21 protein-coding genes and 3 tRNA genes are annotated in these 21,332 nt (G+C 35.2%); 10 read left to right on the plus strand and 14 right to left on the minus strand.

Annotated features, from left to right (window positions below):
• The first annotated feature begins 70 nt into the window (after positions 1–70).
• The 3 genes from HF196_RS04150 (at position 71) to HF196_RS06025 (ending at position 3,707) form a co-directional block, all read left to right on the plus strand.
• Positions 71–712, plus strand: a complete 642-nt coding sequence (locus HF196_RS04150; protein ID WP_168455943.1) for a hypothetical protein — start codon at positions 71–73, stop codon at positions 710–712.
• Positions 713–1,168: 456 nt separating this feature from the next.
• Positions 1,169–3,301, plus strand: a complete 2,133-nt coding sequence (locus HF196_RS04155; RefSeq protein WP_168455944.1) for a hypothetical protein — start codon at positions 1,169–1,171, stop codon at positions 3,299–3,301.
• A 271-nt stretch (positions 3,302–3,572) separates the two neighbouring features.
• A complete protein-coding gene (locus HF196_RS06025; RefSeq protein ID WP_256359371.1) occupies positions 3,573–3,707 on the plus strand; it encodes a hypothetical protein in 135 nt (44 codons plus the stop codon).
• Between the two features lie 255 nt (positions 3,708–3,962).
• On the opposite strand, the gene HF196_RS04160 is transcribed toward HF196_RS06025, so the two are convergent.
• Together HF196_RS04160 and HF196_RS04165 are read right to left on the minus strand one after the other, a co-directional pair.
• Positions 3,963–4,955 carry a gamma-glutamyl-gamma-aminobutyrate hydrolase family protein gene (locus HF196_RS04160; protein WP_168455945.1) on the minus strand — a complete coding sequence of 331 codons (993 nt, stop codon included), beginning with the start codon at positions 4,953–4,955 and terminating at the stop codon, positions 3,963–3,965.
• A gap of 82 nt (positions 4,956–5,037) precedes the next feature.
• Positions 5,038–5,110 (minus strand) — tRNA-Phe (locus HF196_RS04165).
• An 81-nt stretch (positions 5,111–5,191) separates the two neighbouring features.
• On the opposite strand from HF196_RS04165, the gene coaD reads away from it, so the two are divergent.
• Entirely contained in the window at positions 5,192–5,704 is a 513-nt protein-coding gene (gene coaD / locus HF196_RS04170; RefSeq protein ID WP_168455946.1) for a pantetheine-phosphate adenylyltransferase, read from the plus strand.
• 64 nt (positions 5,705–5,768) lie between these two features.
• Positions 5,769–5,966: a zinc-finger domain-containing protein gene (locus HF196_RS04175; protein WP_168455947.1), complete on the plus strand. Its 198-nt coding sequence runs from the start codon at positions 5,769–5,771 to the stop codon at positions 5,964–5,966.
• Positions 5,967–5,987: 21 nt separating this feature from the next.
• Here HF196_RS04175 and HF196_RS04180 read toward each other — a convergent pair whose 3' ends face one another.
• From HF196_RS04180 to rpsB, 6 genes are all read right to left on the minus strand, one after another.
• Positions 5,988–6,614, minus strand: a complete 627-nt coding sequence (locus tag HF196_RS04180; protein ID WP_168455948.1) for a phosphatidate cytidylyltransferase — start codon at positions 6,612–6,614, stop codon at positions 5,988–5,990.
• Positions 6,604–7,299 (minus strand): polyprenyl diphosphate synthase, encoded by a 696-nt coding sequence (gene uppS / locus HF196_RS04185; RefSeq protein WP_168455949.1) that lies wholly within the window; start codon positions 7,297–7,299, stop codon positions 6,604–6,606. The genes HF196_RS04180 and uppS overlap by 11 nt, the downstream gene beginning before the upstream one ends.
• 362 nt (positions 7,300–7,661) lie before the next feature.
• Positions 7,662–8,219: a ribosome recycling factor gene (frr, locus tag HF196_RS04190; protein WP_168455950.1), complete on the minus strand. Its 558-nt coding sequence runs from the start codon at positions 8,217–8,219 to the stop codon at positions 7,662–7,664.
• 10 nt (positions 8,220–8,229) lie between these two features.
• Complete coding sequence (gene pyrH, locus HF196_RS04195) at positions 8,230–8,970, minus strand: UMP kinase (protein ID WP_168455951.1); 741 nt, start codon at positions 8,968–8,970, stop codon at positions 8,230–8,232.
• A 17-nt stretch (positions 8,971–8,987) separates the two neighbouring features.
• Entirely contained in the window at positions 8,988–9,851 is an 864-nt protein-coding gene (tsf, locus tag HF196_RS04200; protein WP_168455952.1) for a translation elongation factor Ts, read from the minus strand.
• A complete protein-coding gene (gene rpsB / locus HF196_RS04205; protein WP_168456292.1) occupies positions 9,832–10,680 on the minus strand; it encodes a 30S ribosomal protein S2 in 849 nt (282 codons plus the stop codon). The genes tsf and rpsB overlap by 20 nt, the downstream gene beginning before the upstream one ends.
• Positions 10,681–10,860: 180 nt before the next feature.
• Here rpsB and HF196_RS04210 point away from each other — a divergent pair.
• From HF196_RS04210 to HF196_RS04225, 4 genes are all read left to right on the plus strand, one after another.
• Positions 10,861–10,934: transfer RNA gene (locus HF196_RS04210), tRNA-Asp, on the plus strand.
• 273 nt (positions 10,935–11,207) lie between these two features.
• Entirely contained in the window at positions 11,208–12,614 is a 1,407-nt protein-coding gene (locus HF196_RS04215; protein ID WP_168455953.1) for a cytochrome ubiquinol oxidase subunit I, read from the plus strand.
• Positions 12,607–13,629: a cytochrome d ubiquinol oxidase subunit II gene (cydB, locus tag HF196_RS04220; RefSeq protein ID WP_168455954.1), complete on the plus strand. Its 1,023-nt coding sequence runs from the start codon at positions 12,607–12,609 to the stop codon at positions 13,627–13,629. Before HF196_RS04215 ends, cydB begins: the two co-directional genes overlap by 8 nt.
• Positions 13,630–13,834: 205 nt before the next feature.
• On the plus strand, positions 13,835–14,524 hold the full coding sequence (locus HF196_RS04225; RefSeq protein ID WP_168455955.1) for an HAD family hydrolase: 690 nt from the start codon (positions 13,835–13,837) through the stop codon (positions 14,522–14,524).
• A 592-nt stretch (positions 14,525–15,116) separates the two neighbouring features.
• On the opposite strand, the gene HF196_RS04230 is transcribed toward HF196_RS04225, so the two are convergent.
• From HF196_RS04230 to HF196_RS04250, 5 genes are all read right to left on the minus strand, one after another.
• Positions 15,117–15,896, minus strand: a complete 780-nt coding sequence (locus HF196_RS04230; RefSeq protein ID WP_168455956.1) for an exodeoxyribonuclease III — start codon at positions 15,894–15,896, stop codon at positions 15,117–15,119.
• A complete protein-coding gene (locus HF196_RS04235; protein WP_168455957.1) occupies positions 15,896–16,603 on the minus strand; it encodes a uroporphyrinogen-III synthase in 708 nt (235 codons plus the stop codon). Before HF196_RS04235 ends, HF196_RS04230 begins: the two co-directional genes overlap by 1 nt.
• A gap of 106 nt (positions 16,604–16,709) precedes the next feature.
• Entirely contained in the window at positions 16,710–17,165 is a 456-nt protein-coding gene (locus tag HF196_RS04240) for a hypothetical protein (RefSeq protein ID WP_168455958.1), read from the minus strand.
• 104 nt (positions 17,166–17,269) lie between these two features.
• On the minus strand, positions 17,270–17,755 hold the full coding sequence (locus HF196_RS04245) for a hypothetical protein (protein ID WP_168455959.1): 486 nt from the start codon (positions 17,753–17,755) through the stop codon (positions 17,270–17,272).
• Between the two features lie 70 nt (positions 17,756–17,825).
• Positions 17,826–17,910, minus strand: a tRNA-Leu gene (locus HF196_RS04250).
• Positions 17,911–17,972: 62 nt separating this feature from the next.
• Between HF196_RS04250 and tldD the strand changes: the two genes are divergently transcribed.
• Positions 17,973–19,400 (plus strand): metalloprotease TldD, encoded by a 1,428-nt coding sequence (gene tldD / locus HF196_RS04255; protein ID WP_168456293.1) that lies wholly within the window; start codon positions 17,973–17,975, stop codon positions 19,398–19,400.
• Between the two features lie 410 nt (positions 19,401–19,810).
• Here tldD and purH read toward each other — a convergent pair whose 3' ends face one another.
• Positions 19,811–21,325, minus strand: a complete 1,515-nt coding sequence (purH, locus tag HF196_RS04260; RefSeq protein ID WP_168456294.1) for a bifunctional phosphoribosylaminoimidazolecarboxamide formyltransferase/IMP cyclohydrolase — start codon at positions 21,323–21,325, stop codon at positions 19,811–19,813.
• Positions 21,326–21,332: the final 7 nt, after the last annotated feature.

Here is a 21,332-nt window from a genome sequence, read left to right on the forward strand (position 1 = left end):
ATTAAATAGTTAAATAACTTGACTTTACATGTCATGTAAACTATAATTTAATTTTTTAGTGAGGTGTATTATGAATGAAATAGATTTTATCAGCATAGATCAATATTTGTCTGATCCAGAATGGGAAGGAGCAGTTTTCCCTTTTGGTGATGGATGTATCAGCATTAAAGGGTGTTCTTTTCTAGAGCAAGAAATATTTCACTTTGGCGACGGGTATGTCAAGGTTACAGAGTGTTCTTTTGATTATAAAAAGATTGGAGAAGCACTAAATGATGGTAATCGTTATAAAATGAAGGGAGAAATACTAGATGAAAATTTTAATGTAGTGGGAAATTTAGATATACAAGGCCATCTTTGTTATTTAAGTTACGATGATAGAAAGATCGATATCACATATGACATAGAGATAGACTTAGAAGTTAACCAGTCTTTTAATTGGAAGCAGAAAATGCTTAGCCTTAGCGATAGATTCAATATTACAGAGTATTCTGTTGATCAAGGAGAATGGGAAACAAAAGGAGCAATATGGTATAAAGTAAAAGGGGAAATACTAGACAAAAACTCTAATATAATAGGAAACTTGGATGTTCAAGGACCTCTTTGGAGTTTTAATTACGACGACTACAAAATCAATATTCATTATGGTATGGGGGTAAACTTAGAGGGTGATGTGAAAAAAATTCTTTCTTTGTCGAGAGAGCAAGCTTCTTGATTAGCAAAGCAGTTTAGCTCTTTTTTAAGTACTGTGTGCTAGAACTCCAAGTATCTTTGTGTCTTAGTCATAGGAAATAGTAAGTACATCTTCAAATTTGAATGTGGCGAAGAATTACAGTTTAGTGGTCAAAGTAATGAGTATAAAGGAGTAAACAAGGTAAAGCTCGTAACTGAAGACAATGGTAAAGAAATAAAATTTCATGGTTGCTACTTTGGGGCTTATAATATCTTTCAACCGGATGGGGAAGATACAGTAAAGTTTCGACTTTTTGTACACCGGATAAAAGATAGCTCAGATGAAGAAGCTTACCTATCTGATTCTATCGATCCTGAAGAAGTTAAAGTAAAAGTAATACTTGATAACCAATGTGAATATAGAATTGCCCTGTCTCTCAATAATAATGAGTGGATTATTTTACCTAGGTCATCATTGTATGGTGCCAATAACGATAATTTGAGGGGATACTACGGTAAAAATCTTAATTTATCAGGTGAAAGTGGGAATATTTATATTAAGCATAATGAACAAACAGTTTGTCGATTAATGCAAGCAAGTCTTCCAGTTTGTTTGAAGAATAAGAGTAATACTAATATAATTGATATATTTGCTCTCAAAGATGATATTCAAGGAAGATATGAATTTGATCCTTCCAATCACAGATTAGTTATTGAAAAAGATGAAGACAATAAGCTTTCGATCTATTTATCTGATCAACGAGGAAATGTTGTACCAGCCCTCAACTATCTTAAAGACTCTTTAGAACTGGCACTGCTTAAAAATTCAAACATAAAGGAAGTTTTACCTGAATTGGAGATTGACGATTACGACGTAAGTTTAATAGATACAAAGCAACTAAAGTGTTGGGTTAATAAAGAAAGTACTATAAAAAAAATTGCAAACGAATTAATTACTGAAAAAAAAGAAGAATTAGGGCAAACGGTACTTGATGCAACTGATAGTAGTGGTCAAAATCTTGCTACTCAGGTTGCTAGTAAAGTGGGGCTTCAGAACTTTGTAGATGTGAATGTAGAAAATCTTGCTGCAGAGATAGCTAACAAACTTACTAAAGGTGACTTAAAAGACATTTTACAATCGACTATAGATACGATAACGAGCAAGGCTATGCAAGCAAATAATCCAGACCCTGAAGCCTTTAAGAAATACTCGGTATTTGAAGGAAAACTTGCTGAGTTGCTTGTTAACAGAAGTGAAATAAATCAAAATGATGCTGATGAACTTGTACACAAGAAAGCGAGTGACTGGGGATTAGCAAAGTACCTTCTTTTACGTAGTCGTTATAATCAACCTGACGACGCTAATCAGTTAGTAGAAGAAAAAGTCAATAGAGAAAAGCTGGCTGAGTATTTACTTGAGCTTGCTAAATTTCAAACAAGACAGAGAGATGGGAGTTATATAGTTGATGAAAATAAAGCAAGAATGGCAGTCGAAGATATTGTTAACAGGTTTCTTAGTGATGAAATCATTGAAAAATTAGTTACTACCAAAGCAGATCAATTGGGTCAAGCAATTTTAAATGTAAAAAAAACAGTTGGTGGTGCTGAAAAGCCTGCATTAGAAACGGATCTTGCAAATAACAGCGAATTTCAAGCTTCTATAGCTAGTAATAGAAATTTACAAGAAGGAGTAGCAGAAGAGCTAAGAGCAAATCCAGGAAAGGCAAAAGGTGAAGATGGGATTAGCCCAGATGTTAATTCTATAGCTCAAGAATTAATAACTAAAAAAGCAAATGAGTTAAGTCAAGCCATTTTGGATATAAAAAAAGATGGTGAACCTGCATTAGCAATGGATCTTGCAAATAATGAAAATCTACAAAAGTCTGTAGCGGGTAATTTGAAAAATGATGGAGGTGTTGATGTATCAAAAATAGTAGATAGCTTAAAGCCAAAGTTTACCTTGCAAGAAGGAAAAGAATTATCGCAAGGTATCTATGAGGCAAAGGTTATTTTGGACGATAAGGTTATAGCTACTCTGCCAAAGATAGGTTACTACATGCTTGATGATCAATTAGTTATGCATAATTATGCCACACAAGAGAAAGTGGTTATTCCTGAAGAGTTCCATTACTTAAAAGTTGTGAGGTTGGGCAGCGGTTTTGGTAATGACAACTATAAATTAACCTTTTGTAATACAATGGGTAATGAGTTTTTTGAGTATAAAAAATATGACCCAGAGTATTCAAGAGTTCCAGATGAGTATAAATTCATAAGTTTAAGTCATGCGAAAAAAGAATATAATCCAAATCTTAGTGAGTTAATTAGCCATCGGCCATTATTCTTGATTGCAGGAGAGCTTGCTGAACAAGGTTCAGATAAATATGAAGCTGCTGTGTTTGAATTAACGCGTAATGGAAAAGGCAAAAAAATGGCTACATTAATCGATGAATTTGGCTATTTCAATCAAAATGGTGAGTTTATGCATTGCAATTACCATGAAGAAACGAAATGTCGCTCTTATACTCCTACTCCTGCTAAAATTGATGAAAAATATCAGGTAACGGATGCAGATAGTGAGTTTTATCTGGCAGAATACGGCAACATAGCTGTTCACGCCATTCCGGAGTTATAACATATGAATTGTATGATTTATAGAGGCTCGTACAACTGATACCAACTTTTGTTATTACAAAATTAGTTTAGCAAGCAAACTTTCCTAGATTCCAGTGTCAGCTACTTTAATGACAGGGTTGTGAATGTCATTCCCATATGTCTTCTTGTCATCCCAGTGCTCGACACTGGGATCCATTCTTTTTTTCACTTTTACGCAAAATCGAAAATAAGGGGTCTCTTATATTTATCCATGCAAATAAGGTAAGCCTTATTTTCATTTTTATACAGAATTGAAAATAAGAGATTTCTTATGTTCATCGAAGGGTGTCATTCCAGCGCGTGACGCTGGAATCCAGCCTTATTTTCATTTTTACGCAAAATCGAAAATAAGAGGTCTCTATATGTTCATCCACGCAAATAGATAAGCCTTATTTTCATTTTTATATAGAATCGAAAATAAGAGATTTCTTATGTTCATCGAAGGGTGTCATTCCAGCGCGTGACGTTGGTTCACTTTCTGACGGTGTCATTCCAGTGCGTGACGCTGGAATCTAGTAATTTTTAATGTACTATTTATAGGAAAGCCGGATCCTAGTGTCAGATTGCAGCTTCCTTGTTAGCCCTGTACCGAAGCGGTATGACGTGATTGCCTTTTTCTTTGGTTATACAAAAAACATCCGCTAAGTACGATAGAGAAAATCATTTATAATAGCTATAGCAACCAACGTTGAAATCTGACGTGCTTTGTGATTGGATAAATAGAGATTTTTATCCGATTTTACAGCAAGCGCTTCTGGATGACTTTGAAAGTAAATATTACCGTGCCTATCTTCAATGGCCTCTATTACCCCATCATTGGAAAATGCTGCAACTTTGTATCCAAGCAACTCCAATTTCTTTCTGTTTTCTGGCATATTACTTACTGCTCCTGAATGAGCATCTGGAAAGCATGTTGAAAACCACCCATTTTCATCAGGTGGTAAAAATTTAGCCACCACTTCTGCTAAACGACTGCTTGGAACTATCTTTATCTGCTGGAGAGGTATACCCTCTTGCTGTGGATTAGGTGCTGATTTTAAATGGGATCTTTGTTTCTCTTCATCGCTTACGAGATTCGCTACACTCACTACTTCAATTCCTTTTGCATTCATGATGCCTTGTAAACCGCCGCATATGCCAAGTAAATGAATTGCAGGATTATCATCCACTATTTTCACAATTGCTTCAGTAACAAGCTGACGACAAGGAGTAGGAGGAAAAGGTTCTGAGTGTAAATTATAGTAATTCCCTGGAATGAATATTCTATTTATTTTGTGCTCTTTGATAAACCTTGCAACTTCAACTTTTATTCTGTCTAATGTCAACTTTCTTGCCAATATTTCGTCTTGTTTTGCAAGATTAAGTGACTCTTCCTGAATTTTTTTAAGGCTAATTATCTTATTATAATCAATGAGTACAGTTTTGACTCCCCAATTATTAAACATCTCATAGATATTTTGAGATAAGCCAACCTCATGTGGATATGTTTCTTCTTCTGTTTTCAATAAACCAACAACTACGTCACTATTTATTGAACGCAAATTTTCACTAGTGCCTGCATAAGTAATACTACTAAACAACAGTACTGCACTTAATAAGATATTAAATATTTTACTATAGCATTTATATAACATAATTTACCTCACTAAATATTAATATCATAACATATAGTAGAATATTTTACAATAGAAGAGTAAATTTATTAAGAAATAGAAGTGGCCTGAGCAGGAATCGAACCAGCGACACAAGGATTTTCAGTCCTTTGCTCTACCAACTGAGCTATCAGGCCAACCATATGCTTCCATTTTTAGATAAAAAATGTTATCATGTCTATCAAAAGTTTTTAAAGTAATTTATATAAAAATAAATAGTGAGCATTAATAATAGAATAGGTATTTATCCTGGCACATTTGACCCTATAACCTTTGGACATATTGACATAATAAAGAGAGCATGTAAGCTAGTTGATAAGCTAATAATTGGCGTTGCAGAAAATACTAATAAGTGTACTACTTTTGATGCAAAGCTACGCACAAGCATGGCCAAAAACGAAATTACAAGATTAGGAATCGGTGCAGATGTTGTGTCTTTTAATGGATTGTTGATGAAATTTGCCAAAGAGCAAAATGCTTCTGTTATTATTAGAGGACTCAGAGCAGTGTCAGATTTTGATTATGAGTTTCAAATGAGTTGGGTAAATTATAAACTTCTTCCTGAAATTGAGACCATATTTCTTCCTGCCTCTGAAGACACTCAATTTATCTCATCAAGCTTCGTGAAAGAAATAGCAAGATTAGGAGAAGATGTGAGCAAATTCGCGCCAGAGGGCGTTCAGAAAGAATTGATTAGCCTAAATATGAACATGGTAAGAAATGAAGAATAATGTTTATTTTCTATTCCTAAACATGTATATTTAATACATAAAATTTATGAACTAAAGGAGCAACATGCAAGAAGTGAGGGTTAATAAAAGAAAAGTTTGTTGTCATGGGGATGGAGGCAATGATGGTTCTGGTCACCCACTAATATACTTAGACATGGGGGAAGAAGAGGAAATAGCCTGTCCCTATTGTGAAAAGACGTTTATCCATGACTGTACTGTAGAAGCAGTTAAAGAGGAAGTAATGTCTAAGGATGAGCTTTAATGATACTTTATAATAAGTTAGTTAACTTATATAAATAGCAATAAGGGGAGCAGTAAAAATGAAGCTGTCCATACGGTCGAGTATTCCTCCATGGCCAGGTATTATACCTCCACTATCTTTAACATTATAAACTCTCTTGATGAGTGATTCAGTAAAATCGCCAAGTTGCGCTAGAACAGCAATTGCAAAGCCAATTATCGGAGAATAAAAAATTGGAAATAGGCCTAAAAATACCGATCCAAAAATCGTACATACTGTTCCAGCTAAAATTGCACCAAAAAGTCCTGACCAGGTTTTGCCAGGACTAATAATTGGGCAAATTCTAGCTCCGCCAAAACTCTTGCCGAACAGGTAAGCAGTAATATCGATACTCCAAATGGTTAAGATGAGCCATACTAATGTGTACTTTCCCTGTGGTAGATTATATAGGTATATCAATGAAGCATTCGGTAGCGCAATCAATAACAACGCAAAAACATATAAGATTCTGTTCCCCTGAGTTAGGTTGTACCATTCAAAGGAAGATAGAACTGCTATCGAAAAAATTAATAGGTAAAATGACAAATCACTGAAATATGTAGCAAGAGAGAATATAAGCAATATTACTATTGAAGACAGTACTCTAATTATAAAATTATTATCTACCATACTTTTTCTCTCTTTTTATATAATCTTCTAATGCTCTACTCAAGTCTTGGCAAGAGAAATCAGGCCACAAAGTATCACAAAAATACAATTCGGCATAAGCTGCCTGCCATAATAAAAAGTTACTCAACCTTTTTTCACCACCAGTACGAATCAATAAATCCAATTTTGGCAAATCTTTAGTATATAGAAATTTTTCAAATTCGTCTTCCGACACACAATCAATATTTTCTTTTAAAATGCTACTTATAGCATGTACAATTTCTTGTTTTGCTCCATAGCTGACTGCTACAGTAAGCAATAAGCCATCATTCTTGTGCGTCATCTCTTCTGCTTTTTTTATTTGATCAAGTACTTTTTGGGGCAATAAACTTAAATTTCCAATAAAGTTCAATTTAATATTATAGTTGCAAATAAAATTAACTTTGTCTTCATCAGTGAGAACAGAGTAAAATAAATCAAATAGATGATCGGTTTCTTCTCTAGGTCTAAGCCAATTCTCCATGGAAAATGCATACAAAGTTAAATATGGTATGGTTAAAGTTATGCAATACCTAGCAATGTCATATGCAACTTCACTACCCTTTCTATACCCATCGATCTTTATCTTTCCTTGCTTGCTTGCCCACCTACCATTACCATCCATTATAATTGCTAAATGTTTTGGAAGAGACTCAAAATTTAACATTTAGAGTTCACCCGATGCCATAAAAGTAACTGATACACAGCTATACGAACATTGTACTACCAGGAAGGTGTCATTCCAGTGCTCCGACACTGGAATCCAGAAATGTGGTTGCAAGTAAGCACGCTGAGCTGATAAGCATAAAAATAACTGTCTTATGCTAAAACAAACGTCCTTGACGAGATTGTATGAAAAGCTGAATCCTAGTGTCAAGCGCTGGGATGACACCTTTGTTTCTGAGGCAAAAACGGCTAACACACTGCCTCCACGGGTAAATGTTCGTACAGTTGCGTGTCAGCTACTCGGATGATATCTTTGCATGTAATTCGTTCTTTTTTACTATTGAAGGCTTCTTCCATATCAACTTAGTGATTCAGTATATCTTTCTCTTTAATAGATAACTCGCTATCAATCTTTTTGATATTATCATCAGTAATGCTTTGTATCTCCTTTTTAGCACTATGAAAATCATCTTCTGAGATTTCTTTGTTTTCCTGCATTTTCTCTATCTCTTCCATAATATCTCTGCGTATATTTCTAACAGCGACCCGCGCATTTTCAGCGAACTGGTGCAACAATTTCACTAATCTTTCACGGGTTTCCTGTGTTAGATCTGGAAGAGTGATACGTATAGTGTTACCCTCGACAGCAGGATTTAAATTTAGATTAGCATTCAGTATAGCATTTTTTACTTCACCTACAACACTAATGTCCCAAACCTTGATTGATAAGGTTTTATTGTCCGTGACTGAAACACCTGCAACCTGATTTAACTTTTGATGTCCACCATAGATGTTTACAACTATGCCGTCGAGTAATGACGCACTGGCTCTACCGGTACGTATACCTTTAATATCATTATGAAAGGACTGAATAGTTTTTAGCATCCTTTCTTTCGTTTTAGTTTTTACTTCATTCAACATAAATTACCTATCATTTACAATCTGAAACTATAGTATAAGTACCGAGACCCTTAATAATATTGACTATTTTTTCCCCTTTCAAAGAAAAAACTATGATCGGAATAGAGTTCTCACGTGCAAGAGAGACGGCTGACGCATCCATAACTTTTAAATCACGCGTTAACAGATCCATATAAGAGAGCCTATCATACATTACAGCATCTTCATTTTTTTCCGGATCAGCGGAATATACACCATTTACTTGTGTACCTTTCAGAATAACATCACAATTCGTTTCAACAGCACGTAGAGCTGCTGCTGTATCTGTAGTAAAAAATGGATTACCCGTACCCGCTGCAAAGATTACCACTCTACCTTTTTCTAAATGACGAATAGCTTTCCTCCTTATATAAGGCTCGCATACAGTGGCCATAGGTATTGCGGAAAGCACCCTAGAGTCTACTAAATTTTTTTCTAAAAAGTTTTGCAAAATTAAAGCATTGATTATAGTTGCAAGCATGCCAATATAATCACTGCCCGCCCTTTCACAGCCACTTAAAGATGCAGATGCACCACGAAAGATGTTACCACCACCAACAACAATACATACCTGAACCCCGAGCTTGTGAACATCTGCTATGCCTTTGCATAGTTGATCTATAGTTTCCATATCATGACCACAAGGTCGTGACCCCATCAGGGCTTCACCAGAGATTTTAAACAACACTCTGGAGTATTTTACTTTACTTTCTTCATCTGCTGCGGCAGTCATTTCTAACTACTTAATTTTTAATTACCCAAAATAAGTAACTTATAATCAGACAATTTAATAGGAGAATTTACACTCGACTCACTTAACTTTATGAAATCAGAAACTTTCATCTTATCATCTCTGATAAATTTCTGCTCCAGTAAAACAACTTCTTCATAATACTTGGTCATTCGGCCATCTACTATTTTTCTTGTGACTTCTTCGGGTTTATTTAAGCTTTTTACCTGTTCTTCAATTATAGAACGTTCATTGCTTAGTTTTGCTTGATCTAAGTCATCTATAGAGAGAGCTTCAGGCTTCATAGCAACTATGTGCATTGCTATTTGCTTACCGATCTCCTGTAACTTTGACTTATCACCTGATGATTGCAACGCAACTAAAGCTCCAATTTTACCTAAGTTACACATATCACCATGCACATAGCCAGCAACAACTCCATCTTTAGCTTCTAGGCAACAAAGCTTGCTTAGCTCTAATTTTTCACCAAGGACCGATGTACCATTCATAATAGCTTCCTGCACTGTACCAACATCTTCATACTTAGCATTTTTTAATTCATCAATACTAGTACAGCGTTCTCGATAAGCAACTGATACTAAATTTGAGATTAATTCTATAAATCTTTCATTTCTTGCAACAAAGTCAGTTTCACAATTGAGCTCAACCAATATACCACAATTTTCATTCAAATGCATAGCAATTAGCCCATCTGAAGTTACCCTGTCAACCTTTTTATCAGCTTTAGCAAGCCCTATCGTGCGTAACTTGTCAATGGCTTTTTTAATATCACCATTACACTCTTCTAACGCTTTCTTACAATCACTCAAACCAAGTCCTGTCCTATCACGTAGTTCTCTTACACTATCTAGATTCATCTTCATTCGTTACTACCTCCTTTTCGTCTTCTTTATGAACCCTATTATGCCCCCTTTTGGTTTGCACAATGCCATCTCCTTTTTCTTGAATAAATTCATCGCCCTTTATATCACCAACCTTAACTCCAGATTTTGCCAAACTAGATTCTACTCCAGCTAATATAAAGTCAGCAGCTAACCTGCAATAAAGCTCTATTGATTTTCTTGAGTCATCATTCCCTGGTATAGGGTAAGTAATATCATCTGGGTCAGAGTTAGTATCAAGTACTGCAACTATTGGAATTCCCAGCTTTTTAGCTTCTTTAACTGCAATGTGCTCTTTATTAGTATCAATGACGAATAAAATATCCGGAACTGCTCCCATTTCTCTAATGCCACCTAGTACCTTATCAAGGTTTTGCCTTTTCTTTTCAATATTTCCTAATTCTTTCTTCGTTAAAGCGCTATTTTCATCACTCAGAACTTTCTCATATTGGATTAGAGTTTTTATCGAAGAAGAAACAGTTCCCCAGTTAGTGAGCATACCACCGAGCCATCGATAATTTACGTAATATTGACCACAACGAACTGCCTCACTTGCAACAATATCCATAGCCTGGAATTTCGTGCCAACAAACAAAATACGACCACCTTGAGATGCAACGTCACATAAAGCTTTCATTGCTACCTGCAGCAGCGGTAATGTCTTTCGCAAATCAATTATATGTATGCGATTCTCTTGATGTACCCCATATATGTATGGAGCCATTTTTGCATTCCATCGGCTAATCTTATGACCAAAATGCACACCAGATCCAGCTAAATCACGTATAGTGACCTCAGGCAAGTTTACCATATTAATTCCTCCAAATAGTTTACCCTCCATGGCATTACCTTAAATAGGACTACTTGTATAAGCCATGTGTGAAATTAAATTATTTACATAGTAATATAAAAGGCAACAAAATGCAAACAAAAAATATTGACAAAAGAGAGCACATCCATTAGTTTTAAAGTTAAGATAATAAAAGCAATGGGGGGTGTAGCTCAGTTGGTTAGAGCGCATGCCTGTCACGCATGAGGTCGTGAGTTCAAGTCTCATCACTCCCGCATATAACTTTTCGCACAACTTAAGTTCACTGTCCTAGTTCTCTCTATATTCTACCTACTCTAAGGATTTATTGTCTTTTTTGCTTTCTTCAAGATACTTAGTTTCATTCCAGTACCACCCGAGTGAAATTAGTGTTTGTAGGTCTACATTCATATAATTAAGCCATACATGGCACTAAATTGGCATGATGGTTTGACTATAATATTTTTTAAAAAAGAGTTGATCTATAGGCAATTTTAGCTATTACTTGTGATATGTAGATATTAGATACAATGTTTGAATTTGATCCTTTACTGCTAGCTCGGGTTCAATTTGCTTTTACAATAAGCTTTCATATTATATTTCCTGCTTTCACAATCGGACTTGCGAGTTTTTTAGCCTTTTTAGAATGGCGTTGGCTTAGGACTGATAATACGCATTTTCGTGATGTTTATAGATTCTGGGTCAAGATTTTTGCCGTTGCTTTTGGCATGGGAGTAGTATCTGGAGTTGTTCTATCTTATCAAATTGGCACTAACTGGTCGGTCTTTTCTGATCGTGTAGCTAATGTTCTTGGTCCTCTATTTTGCTTTGAAATTTTAACAGCTTTCTTTCTAGAGGCATCTTTTTTGGGCATTATGCTGTTTGGATGGAATAGGGTAAGTCCTCGTATGCACTTTGTTTCTACTTGTATTGTTGCAGTGGGGACACTTATTTCAGCTTTCTGGATTCTTGCAGCCAATAGTTGGATGCAAACACCTGCTGGATTCTCAGTTGGCGAGGATGGACTTCTATACCCAACCAATTGGCTAGAAGTTATTTTTAATCCTTCTTTTCCTTATCGTTTTGTTCATATGGTAACAGCAGCCTACCTTACAACAGCGTTTGTGGTGGGCGGTGTAGGGGCATTTTATCTTTGGAAAAAGCGACATGTTCCTCAAGCAAAAATCATGCTTAGTATGGCAACTTTTATGGTGGCTTTGACTGCGCCGTTTCAGCTGCTTGTGGGAGACATACATGGACTCAATACATTAAAGCATCAACCTGCTAAAATTGCTGCAATGGAAGGTATATGGAAAACCGAGAAGGGTGGTGGTCTGCGTTTGTTTGCTTATCCGGATCAACAGAATGAAATTAATCACTATGAGATAAAAGTTCCTAATCTTGCCAGCTTAATTTTAACACATGATTTTTTAGGAGAAGTAAAAGGGTTAAAAGAATGGAAAAAGGAGGATAGACCACCTGTAGTATGGGTGTTTTGGTCCTTTCGTGCAATGGTTGGAATCGGATTCTTAATGATTATGATTGGGTTAATTAGTGCTATACAATATTTTCGTGGCAGATTATTCCAAAGTTGTTTTCTGCATGGATGGTGGATGTTAATGATGCCTTCTGGATTTATAGCATTACTTGCGGGCTGGTTTACTACTGAAATTGGTCGTCAACCTTACACTGTATATGGAATTCTACGTACAATCGAATCATTTTCACCTGCAATTACTGGTCCTCAGGTTGCATGGTCTTTAATTGCATTTATTGTTATGTATATCCATATATTTGGAGCAAGCAGTTATTATATTTTAAAGCTGATATACAAAGGAATTCCTGTCATTAAAGAAGAAGAGCAATTTTATAAACACGGTATTGGAGCTTCAGTAATTGAAGCCGGTACATCTGAAAAGAGCAGTGATCATGTTTGATTTTTCTTCATTAATTAACTTACCATTAATCTGGGGATTACTAATAGCTATAGCTGTTCTGTTTTATGTTTTAATGGATGGGTTTGATTTAGGTGTTGGTATTTTACTTCCTTTTGCCCCGTCAGATAAATGTCGTGATCATATGATAAATTCAATCGCACCATTTTGGGATGGAAATGAAACATGGTTGGTGCTAGGTGGTGCGGGATTATTTGCTGCTTTTCCTCTCGCATATTCAATATTAATGCCTGCTTTTTACATCCCTATAATTATTATGCTACTTGGCCTTATCATGCGTGGTATATCTTTTGAGTTTTATTTTAAGGCAGAAGGAAAATCTAGACTATTGTGGAAATATGCTTTTCATTATGGATCGCTTAGCGCTGCATTTTGTCAGGGCATGATTTTAGGTGCATTTATACATGGTGTAAAAGTAACCGGACGCAACTTTTCTGGCGGCCAATTTGATTGGGCGAGCGCTTTTAGTGTAATGACAGGCATTGCTATAGTGTTTGGGTATGCGCTTTTAGGTTCTACATGGCTCATAATGAAAACAGAAGATATAACACAGAAATGGGCACGCAAGGTTGCTTCCTATACACTTAGTTTTGTGGGCATTTTCATGGCACTAGTTAGTATAGTGACCCCATTTTTAAATGAGGGTATTAAAAACTTTTGGTTTAGTGTACCGAATTTTTATTATTTATTTTTTGTTCCACTACTAACATCTTTGCTATTTTTCATATTGTGGCTTGATCTCCAGGATGCTAAACGGGAGTACCGTCCATTTTTTCTCAGTATTGCTATTTTTTTTATGGGGTATTTAGGCTTAGGAATTAGTATCTATCCATGGATTATACCCTTTCACTATACTATTCTTGATGCGGCTGCTTCTGGGCCAAGTTTATCTTTGATGTTGGTTGTTACGGTACCACTTTTACCGCTTATTTTAACTTACACTGGGTATTCCTATTATGTTTTTCGTGGAAAATCAAGTAATGAACACACATATTAATAAGCTAGTAATCTCATGGTTAAAGCGTCATCCTCAGACTAAACAATGGCTGTGGTTTGTTGTTTTATGGATTGGTAGTCTGGTAGCAGTATCGATATTGACTTACCTTGCTAAACTCACAGTCAATTTTTGTAAGTTTCTGCTATTTCAAAGTGAGTAGACAATATTACTGAAATTCTAAGTACATTAAATGAGGTAGTTCGTTATGAATTCTCTTTTATTATTTGACATTGACGGAACCCTTTTACAGCATAATAAGCATGAAACCAACTATTGGACAACAGCTCTCAGTGAAATGTTTCAAATTAAACCTATTTATTCAAATTGGTCCAACTACAAAAATAAAATAGACACAGCAATATTCCAAGAAATTTTCGAATCAAATTTTAAAAGGTCACCAAATGTAGTTGAACTAGATAGCTTTAAGAATAATATTCTTTCACGATTTAAAAAAGATTTAAGCCATAACCCAAAAATATTTCGAGAGGTTCATGGAGCGTCTATTTTCCTCAATAAATTAATCAGAATTAAAAATATGAAGGCAGGTATTGCAACTGGTAATTGGATGGAAATTGCTAAGTTAAAATTGTTATCATTAAATGTAAGTTGGGGTAGTGGATTTATAGGTGGATTTTCGGAAAATGGTGCGACAAGAGGGGATATTATAAAATATACGATTGATAAATTTAAGAAGTGTTACGGAGAATTCAACAAGATCATTTATGTTGGAGACGCAGAATGGGATTATAAGGCAGCAAAATATTGCGGTATAGATTTTATTGGGATTACAACAGATAATAATTTTGATAAGTTCCTCAAGTCTGGAGTCAAAAAAGAAAGGCTGTTTACATCCTTTAATATGTCTTTAGAAAACTATATTGCTGGATTAGTGTGATATCTAGTTGTTCACAGATGTTACTATTTAATAAGCTCATTTTTCCAAAAAAAGTCTTGCTTTATATGTTTAGCGATAGTATACTTAAAAGGTAATAGATAATGCAGAAGTGTGTTAAGTGTAAACATATAGAAATTTGCTGAATGAAAAAAGGCAAAAGAACCCTGTGTTATTGCATAAAGTTTGTTGTCTAAGTTAAAAACTATAGGCGCTTTTTGGTTTTTTATGTGTATTAACGCTTAAGCTAATTATAAGCGTAGTTTAGCATGTTAGGCATAATGACCCTCTTGTGAAAGAAAAGATTCAGGGAAAGTGTGGCGCAGGGGTGTATATGCACCTACACACCCTTTGCTGGAATAGGCACACTTTTTACTGAATTTAGTTATTTAATGAAAAGTCTACAGACAGAGATAAATTTTTGAGCTCTAAAAATATCTCTGATTTTAATTATAATCAAGTCAAAAAAATGGGAGTAATTTTTTCTATAAATTAGAAAAAAAAAGTTTGCCTATTTTTATTAGGGTCTAGGGTGCATGTTGTTGTTACAACGGATAATTCAAATATGCAATCTTTCTTCCCTTAAAATAATTCCTTATTCCATAACACATACAACAGGCGTATGATCAGAGGGATTTTCTAACTTACGCAACCTGTCATCTATGTAGCATGCTTCTAACCTGTCAGCAGCTTGCGGTGATAACAGCATATAATCTATTCGCATTCCTTGGTTATTTCGGAGTGAATTACCTTGGTAGTGCCACCAAGTAAATTGCTGTAAACTCGGATGAGATATTCTAAATGCGTCTTTAAATCCAAGATTCAAAATTGCTCTTAGCTTCTCACGTTCTTTTATATGAAAGCACACTTGACCATTTAATAAAATTGGGTCAAAAACATCAATTTCATCTGGCGCAACATTATAATCACCAGCTACGATAGTTAACTCCTCATTTTTCAATAAACTGCCCATTCTTTCATGTAGGTTATCAAAAAACTTGAGTTTATATGCAAACGTGTGAGAGTCCGGACTCTGACCATTTGGAACGTATACACTCACTACTCTTACATTCTGATTATCTTGCTTGATTAAACATTCTATATAACGTGCTTCTTGGTAACCTTCTACAATGTCGATTTTAAATTGCTCTAGTATCGGATATTTAGATAAAACACAAACACCATTTCTTGCAACTTGACCATAGACAGCACACTTGTACCTCAACTTTTCTACCTCTTCATAAGGAAACTGCTCTTCTGTGCATTTTATCTCTTGCAGTAGAATTATATCTATTTGACTATCGACTATAAAATTATAAATTTGGTTAACCCTCTTGCGTATAGAATTCACATTCCAAGTTGCAATTTTTAACATCAGTAATCCTTATTAATTATATCAATTAGACTCTCCTGAGTAGGTAATCTTGATGTTACAATTTTTTTCCATTTAACTGACTTTAAACTGTCAGCAATATTCTTACTCATAGTATATGCAATTATATTACCTGTTGCATTTGATAAACCACCTTTTAGAACCAAGGAGCAGAATATTCTTGCTGTCTGTGAGGAAAAAAAAACAACACTATTGATTTCGCCACCTGATAGCAAATTTTTACACCTGTTAGTTAGACTCCTTTTAATAATTGTCTTATAGAGTATAACTTCTCTTACATTAAAACCTTCTTCAGATAACCTTTTTTTTAAATCGCATGATACTTCTTGTCCCCTTATATACAAAAACTTTACTTCTGTTGAGTAGTGATTTTTTATAAATGATATCAGCCCATCAACATTACTGTCTGCTGATATGATATCAGAGAATCCTAAATCCTTTGCGGTTTGCATCGTTGAATTACCAACTGTAACGATTGTAAGATTATCTACTTTGCATATCTGACTAAACGCTTTCACACTGTTCTTGCTTGTGGATATTACAACGTCAAATTCATATGCAGATATGTCAGGATGCAGATACTTTACCGTGAATATTGGTTCTATATATACTTTATACCCACATTTTCTCAGTGTATTTCTTGTATTCAGTGAATCTAATAAAGGCCTTGTTAATAAAATAGACTTCATTCTAATCTGCTTTACTCTAGGTAAAGATAATACCTTTATAAATAAATTACTGAATAGAAATTTTTAAGCTATAACAACGATAGGAATACTTGGTACTCCTATGAGCTTAAAGTTTTCCAATTTTTATTACTGTTTGTAAGCTATCTCTAGTTTTAAGCACAAACGTTAGTTCTTTTTCGTCCGAAGATAAATTTATCTTCTCCATCTTATAGTATCCACTTATGTGGCATCCATATTCGTTGCTAACTTCCATCCATTCTTCCATTATTGAAGATTTTAGATCAAGTATTATGTACCTTTCTACAGTTCCATACTCTGTTTCTAATGTATTTTTCAATGTCAAACCATTTTTATTGTGCTCAATGACTGTATATGCGTCATCTGTGGATTTTTGATTATTCTCATCAAACCTAGACACGACATAACTTGTATCTTTTGCAAAAAAGTTACAGTAGTTGTCAGAAAAACTGTCGTATTCAGTTGTATAATCTGCGTAATTAAGCTCAACTGAACTAATATTTTCCTCAGAAAACTCTGTGGAAGAATCTATAAAATCTATCATAATATTGACCTATTATATTAATAAACTATTAATATAATAACCAATATTTCCATATAAGTCAAATAAGTTAATTTATTAGTGATTTAGCGACTAGGTTCCAGCTATCACACCTCTTGGAGATTTCCTTCTTTGCTCAACTCTTTTACCTTTAGCTCACTGACCATAGTCCGAACGATATTAGCCACCATAGCAGCACAGCCCAAAATGAAAAAAGTAATAGAAATGAAAGGGACAATAGGGGATTCAAAAGGTAATATAGGTACAACCCCCCCTATGAGAAACAAGGCGCTAGACGCAATATTGATATGGATTTTCGTTAGCTTTTCTTGTCCTGAAGTGTTTCCTATACCAAGCTGACTATTAAGGTTGCACTTTCGACAGTGGTCAACATATGACCACATATTCAAACTGAGTGAAACTATACTTAATGCAATACTCAAAGCAGCAGAGCACAAGTTTAAGCTAGGAAGACCAAAAACTAGTGATGCTATATACCCAATAAAAGAGGCAATGGATAGGGTGGTAACTAGGCATTTTGAATAAGCGCGTATTTTCTTTCTGTCAACAAGCCTCTTTTTTTCATAGCCCATAAACTTAGGTATGCTTAATATATTCCATTATGGCATTAATTAATTCAAAAATCAAATTGGAAACTGAGAGTGCCCGAGAGAAGACTTGAACTTCCACAACCTGAAAAGTTACTAACACCTGAAGCTAGCGCGTCTACCAATTCCGCCACCCGGGCTTTTTATAGTTTACTATGTTAAAATTAAATAATATACTTAAGCAATTTTTAGTCCAAAGATGATGCCAGACAATACAAACCTAGATCAAATATTTTTTGCTCAAAACAATGTTAATATTAATAACGTATATAAAATAGTCAACAGCGCTTTGAACAATAGTGATGGTGGTGAACTGTTTTTAGAATTTTGCCAATCAGAGTCCTTAGTCTTTGACGATAATATATTAAAACACATGGATTTGAATACCAGAAGGGGATTTGGCCTGAGGTCTTTTTGCGAGGACAGTACGTCTTTTGTTTGTTCTTCTGAGATCAGCGAAAAAGAGATTAGTAATGCTGCTTCTATAGTAAAGAGTTCGGTGTCTTTAAATAAGACAAATTCAATAAGCTTGAACAGGGAGACACAAAGCCTATATCCAAGAATTAATCCCATAAGTGCAATAGATCTAAGCTCAAAAATTAAGCTGCTTGGCGAAGTTAATGAGTATGTAAGATCCAAAAATAACTGCGTGAAGCAAGTAAAAATAACTCTAAGTGGAGAATGGCAAGTCGTACAAGTAATAAAGGGTGATCACAGATTAAGTGATATCAGGCCTCTAGTACGTTTTAATGTGCTAGTGATTGTAGAAAAAAACGGTCGCATTGAAAAAGGTTCTGCAGGACACGGTGGAAGGGATTCTTATAGTAAGTTTATTTCTGAGAAAAAGTGGAAAGAAGTTGCAAAACAGGCTTTAGAACAAGCATTAGTAAATCTTGAAGCAGTGCCAACTCCGGCTGGAGAGATGACAGTTGTTTTGGGTCCAGGCTGGCCAGGAGTGTTGTTACATGAAGCTGTGGGTCATGGACTCGAAGGCGATTTTAATCGTAAAGGAGTATCAGCATTTTCAAATTCTATTGGTAAACAAGTGGCAGCTAGTGGCATCACAGTAGTTGATGATGGAACTCTGCCTAATTTGCGTGGTTCTATTAGCATAGATGATGAAGGTACTCCTTCTGGTTATAATGTGTTGATAGAAGATGGAATCCTCAAAGGATATATGCAGGATCATATGAATGCTAAACTCATGGGGGTAAATCCAACTGGTAATGGTAGAAGGGAAAGTTATAAGGAAGTTACTATGCCGCGCATGACAAACACCTATATGTTGCCAGGGAAACATACACCGGAAGAAATAATATCTAGCGTGAAGAAAGGTCTATATGCAGTAAATTTTGGTGGTGGGCAGGTTGATATAACGTCAGGAAAATTTGTTTTTTCATCTTCAGAAGCTTATTTGATAGAGAACGGCAAAGTTACTCAGCCAGTCAAAGGGGCAACGTTAATTGGTGACGGTCCAACAGTGCTGAAAAAAGTATCCATGGTTGGCAACGACTTAAAGCTAGATCCTGGTATTGGTACATGTTCAAAAGATGGACAAAACGTGCCTGTTGGAGTTGGTCAACCAACACTCAAAGTTGACGCAATTACAGTAGGCGGAACTGAGGTATAAACTGTGGGTAAAAAAACAACATTAATAAAGTAGTAATTGGAATAAAAACCCCTTGACAATCCTCATCAAGCCTTTTATCATAGAATTATGGGTGTTTTAGGCCTAAAATTTATCTTTAATCTTTGTATTAAGTGACAAAAGCACAGTATAAAACAAGGAGTGTTATGTTTAATTTTTGCAGCATGGACACTGCATGTCTTTCATAAATTTTTGTCTACATTGGCTGGACCTCGCCTAATAAGCGATGTAAGAGAGAACTGGGCGCTAAGTTTTTGAGAGAACAGTAAACAACTCACATTGCGGGGTTCCTTTTGTCTTTTTTTGGATTAGTTAAGAATTTAACCCGCCTCATTTTTTTCATAAAAAATTGCTTGACAAACTTTGAAACTTTTTCTGGGTAAGGCCAAAACCTAATGAAAAAAGCTACGAACGCCGGTGAAAAACATAGCGATTTTATTTTCATTTGCGGCTGCTATCACGTCTTGGTCTTTCAGTGAGCCCCCAGGTTGAATTATGGCTGTGATTCCATGTTTTGCGCTTTCTACTATGCTATCTGGAAATGGGAAAAATGCATCCGAAGCAAGAACAGCACCTTTACATCTTTCACCTGCCTTTTTTACTGCGATGCTTACACTATCTATTCTACTTGTTTGTCCTGCACCAATACCAATGGTACAACCGCCTTTTGCTATGACTATTGCATTGGATTTCACGTGTTTACATATTTTCCAAGCGAGAATTAAATCTTCTCTCTCCGTTGTGGTGTGCTCTGTTACTTGGCTCATTTCTTCTACCTTTATTGTGTGGTTATTATTTTCTTGTACTAGAAACCCACCAACAACATTTTTGATTTGATATTTCACATCTTGTTGAAAAGGCGTATAAATAATTACTCTTAAATTTTTCTTTTTTTGTAAAATTTTTAATGCTTCGTTGTTTATTGATGGTGCTATTACTACTTCCAAAAATATCTCACTTAATTTTTCTGCTAGATTTAAATCTACCTCCCGATTTAAAGCAACTATACCGCCAAAACTGCTTATTTCATCACACGATAGAGCTTTTTCATATGCTGCCAGAGCGCTATCACCAATAGCAGCCCCACATGGATTATTATGCTTGATTATCACTGTTGCAGGTTCTTGAAACTCAGAAATTATGTTAAGTGCAGATTCTATATCTACTATGTTATTATAACTCAACTCTTTTCCATGTAGTTTTTCCAATGGATATCTGGTAAATTGATTGCTATAAAATGCAGCTTTTTGGTGTGGGTTTTCGCCGTACCTTAATTCTTGTGCTTTACGTCCGTATAGGGTAAAAAACTCTGGTAACTCATTGCTTTTATTCTGGGATAGAAACCAACTATAAATATTAGAATCATAGTACGCAGTAAGAGCAAATGCTTTAGTTGCTAGGTGTTTTCTGTATTCTAATGTTGTTTTATTGTTATTTTTGACCATCTCAGCTTTCAATGTTTCATAGTCTTGGATACTAGAAACGATCGAAGTAAAATGAAAATTTTTTGCTGCAGCTCTAATTAGCGCTACTCCGCCTATATCAATTTGCTCTATAATTTGCTCCTCATTTGACCCACTACTTACTGTCTCCCAGAATGGATAGAGATTAATGATCAGCAGGTCTATAGGCTTAATTCCTAGACCTTGCATTTCTTTTTTGTGCTTTTCCCGATCGCATAGTATTCCCCCATGAATTTTGGGGTGTAAAGTTTTCACCCTACCGCTTAGCATTTCCGGAAATTGTGTGTAATCTGAGACTTCTTGCGTTTCTATTCCTGCATCAGATAGAATTTTATATGTATTCCCTGTTGAGAGAATCTCTATTTGCTGCTTTGCTAAAAATGATGCAAGATCAATTATATTTGTTTTATCATAAACTGATATTAAAGCTCTCTTCATTTTTATATAAAAA

The organism is Wolbachia endosymbiont of Ctenocephalides felis wCfeJ (assembly GCF_012277315.1).
In the GTDB taxonomy this organism is placed as follows: domain Bacteria; phylum Pseudomonadota; class Alphaproteobacteria; order Rickettsiales; family Anaplasmataceae; genus Wolbachia.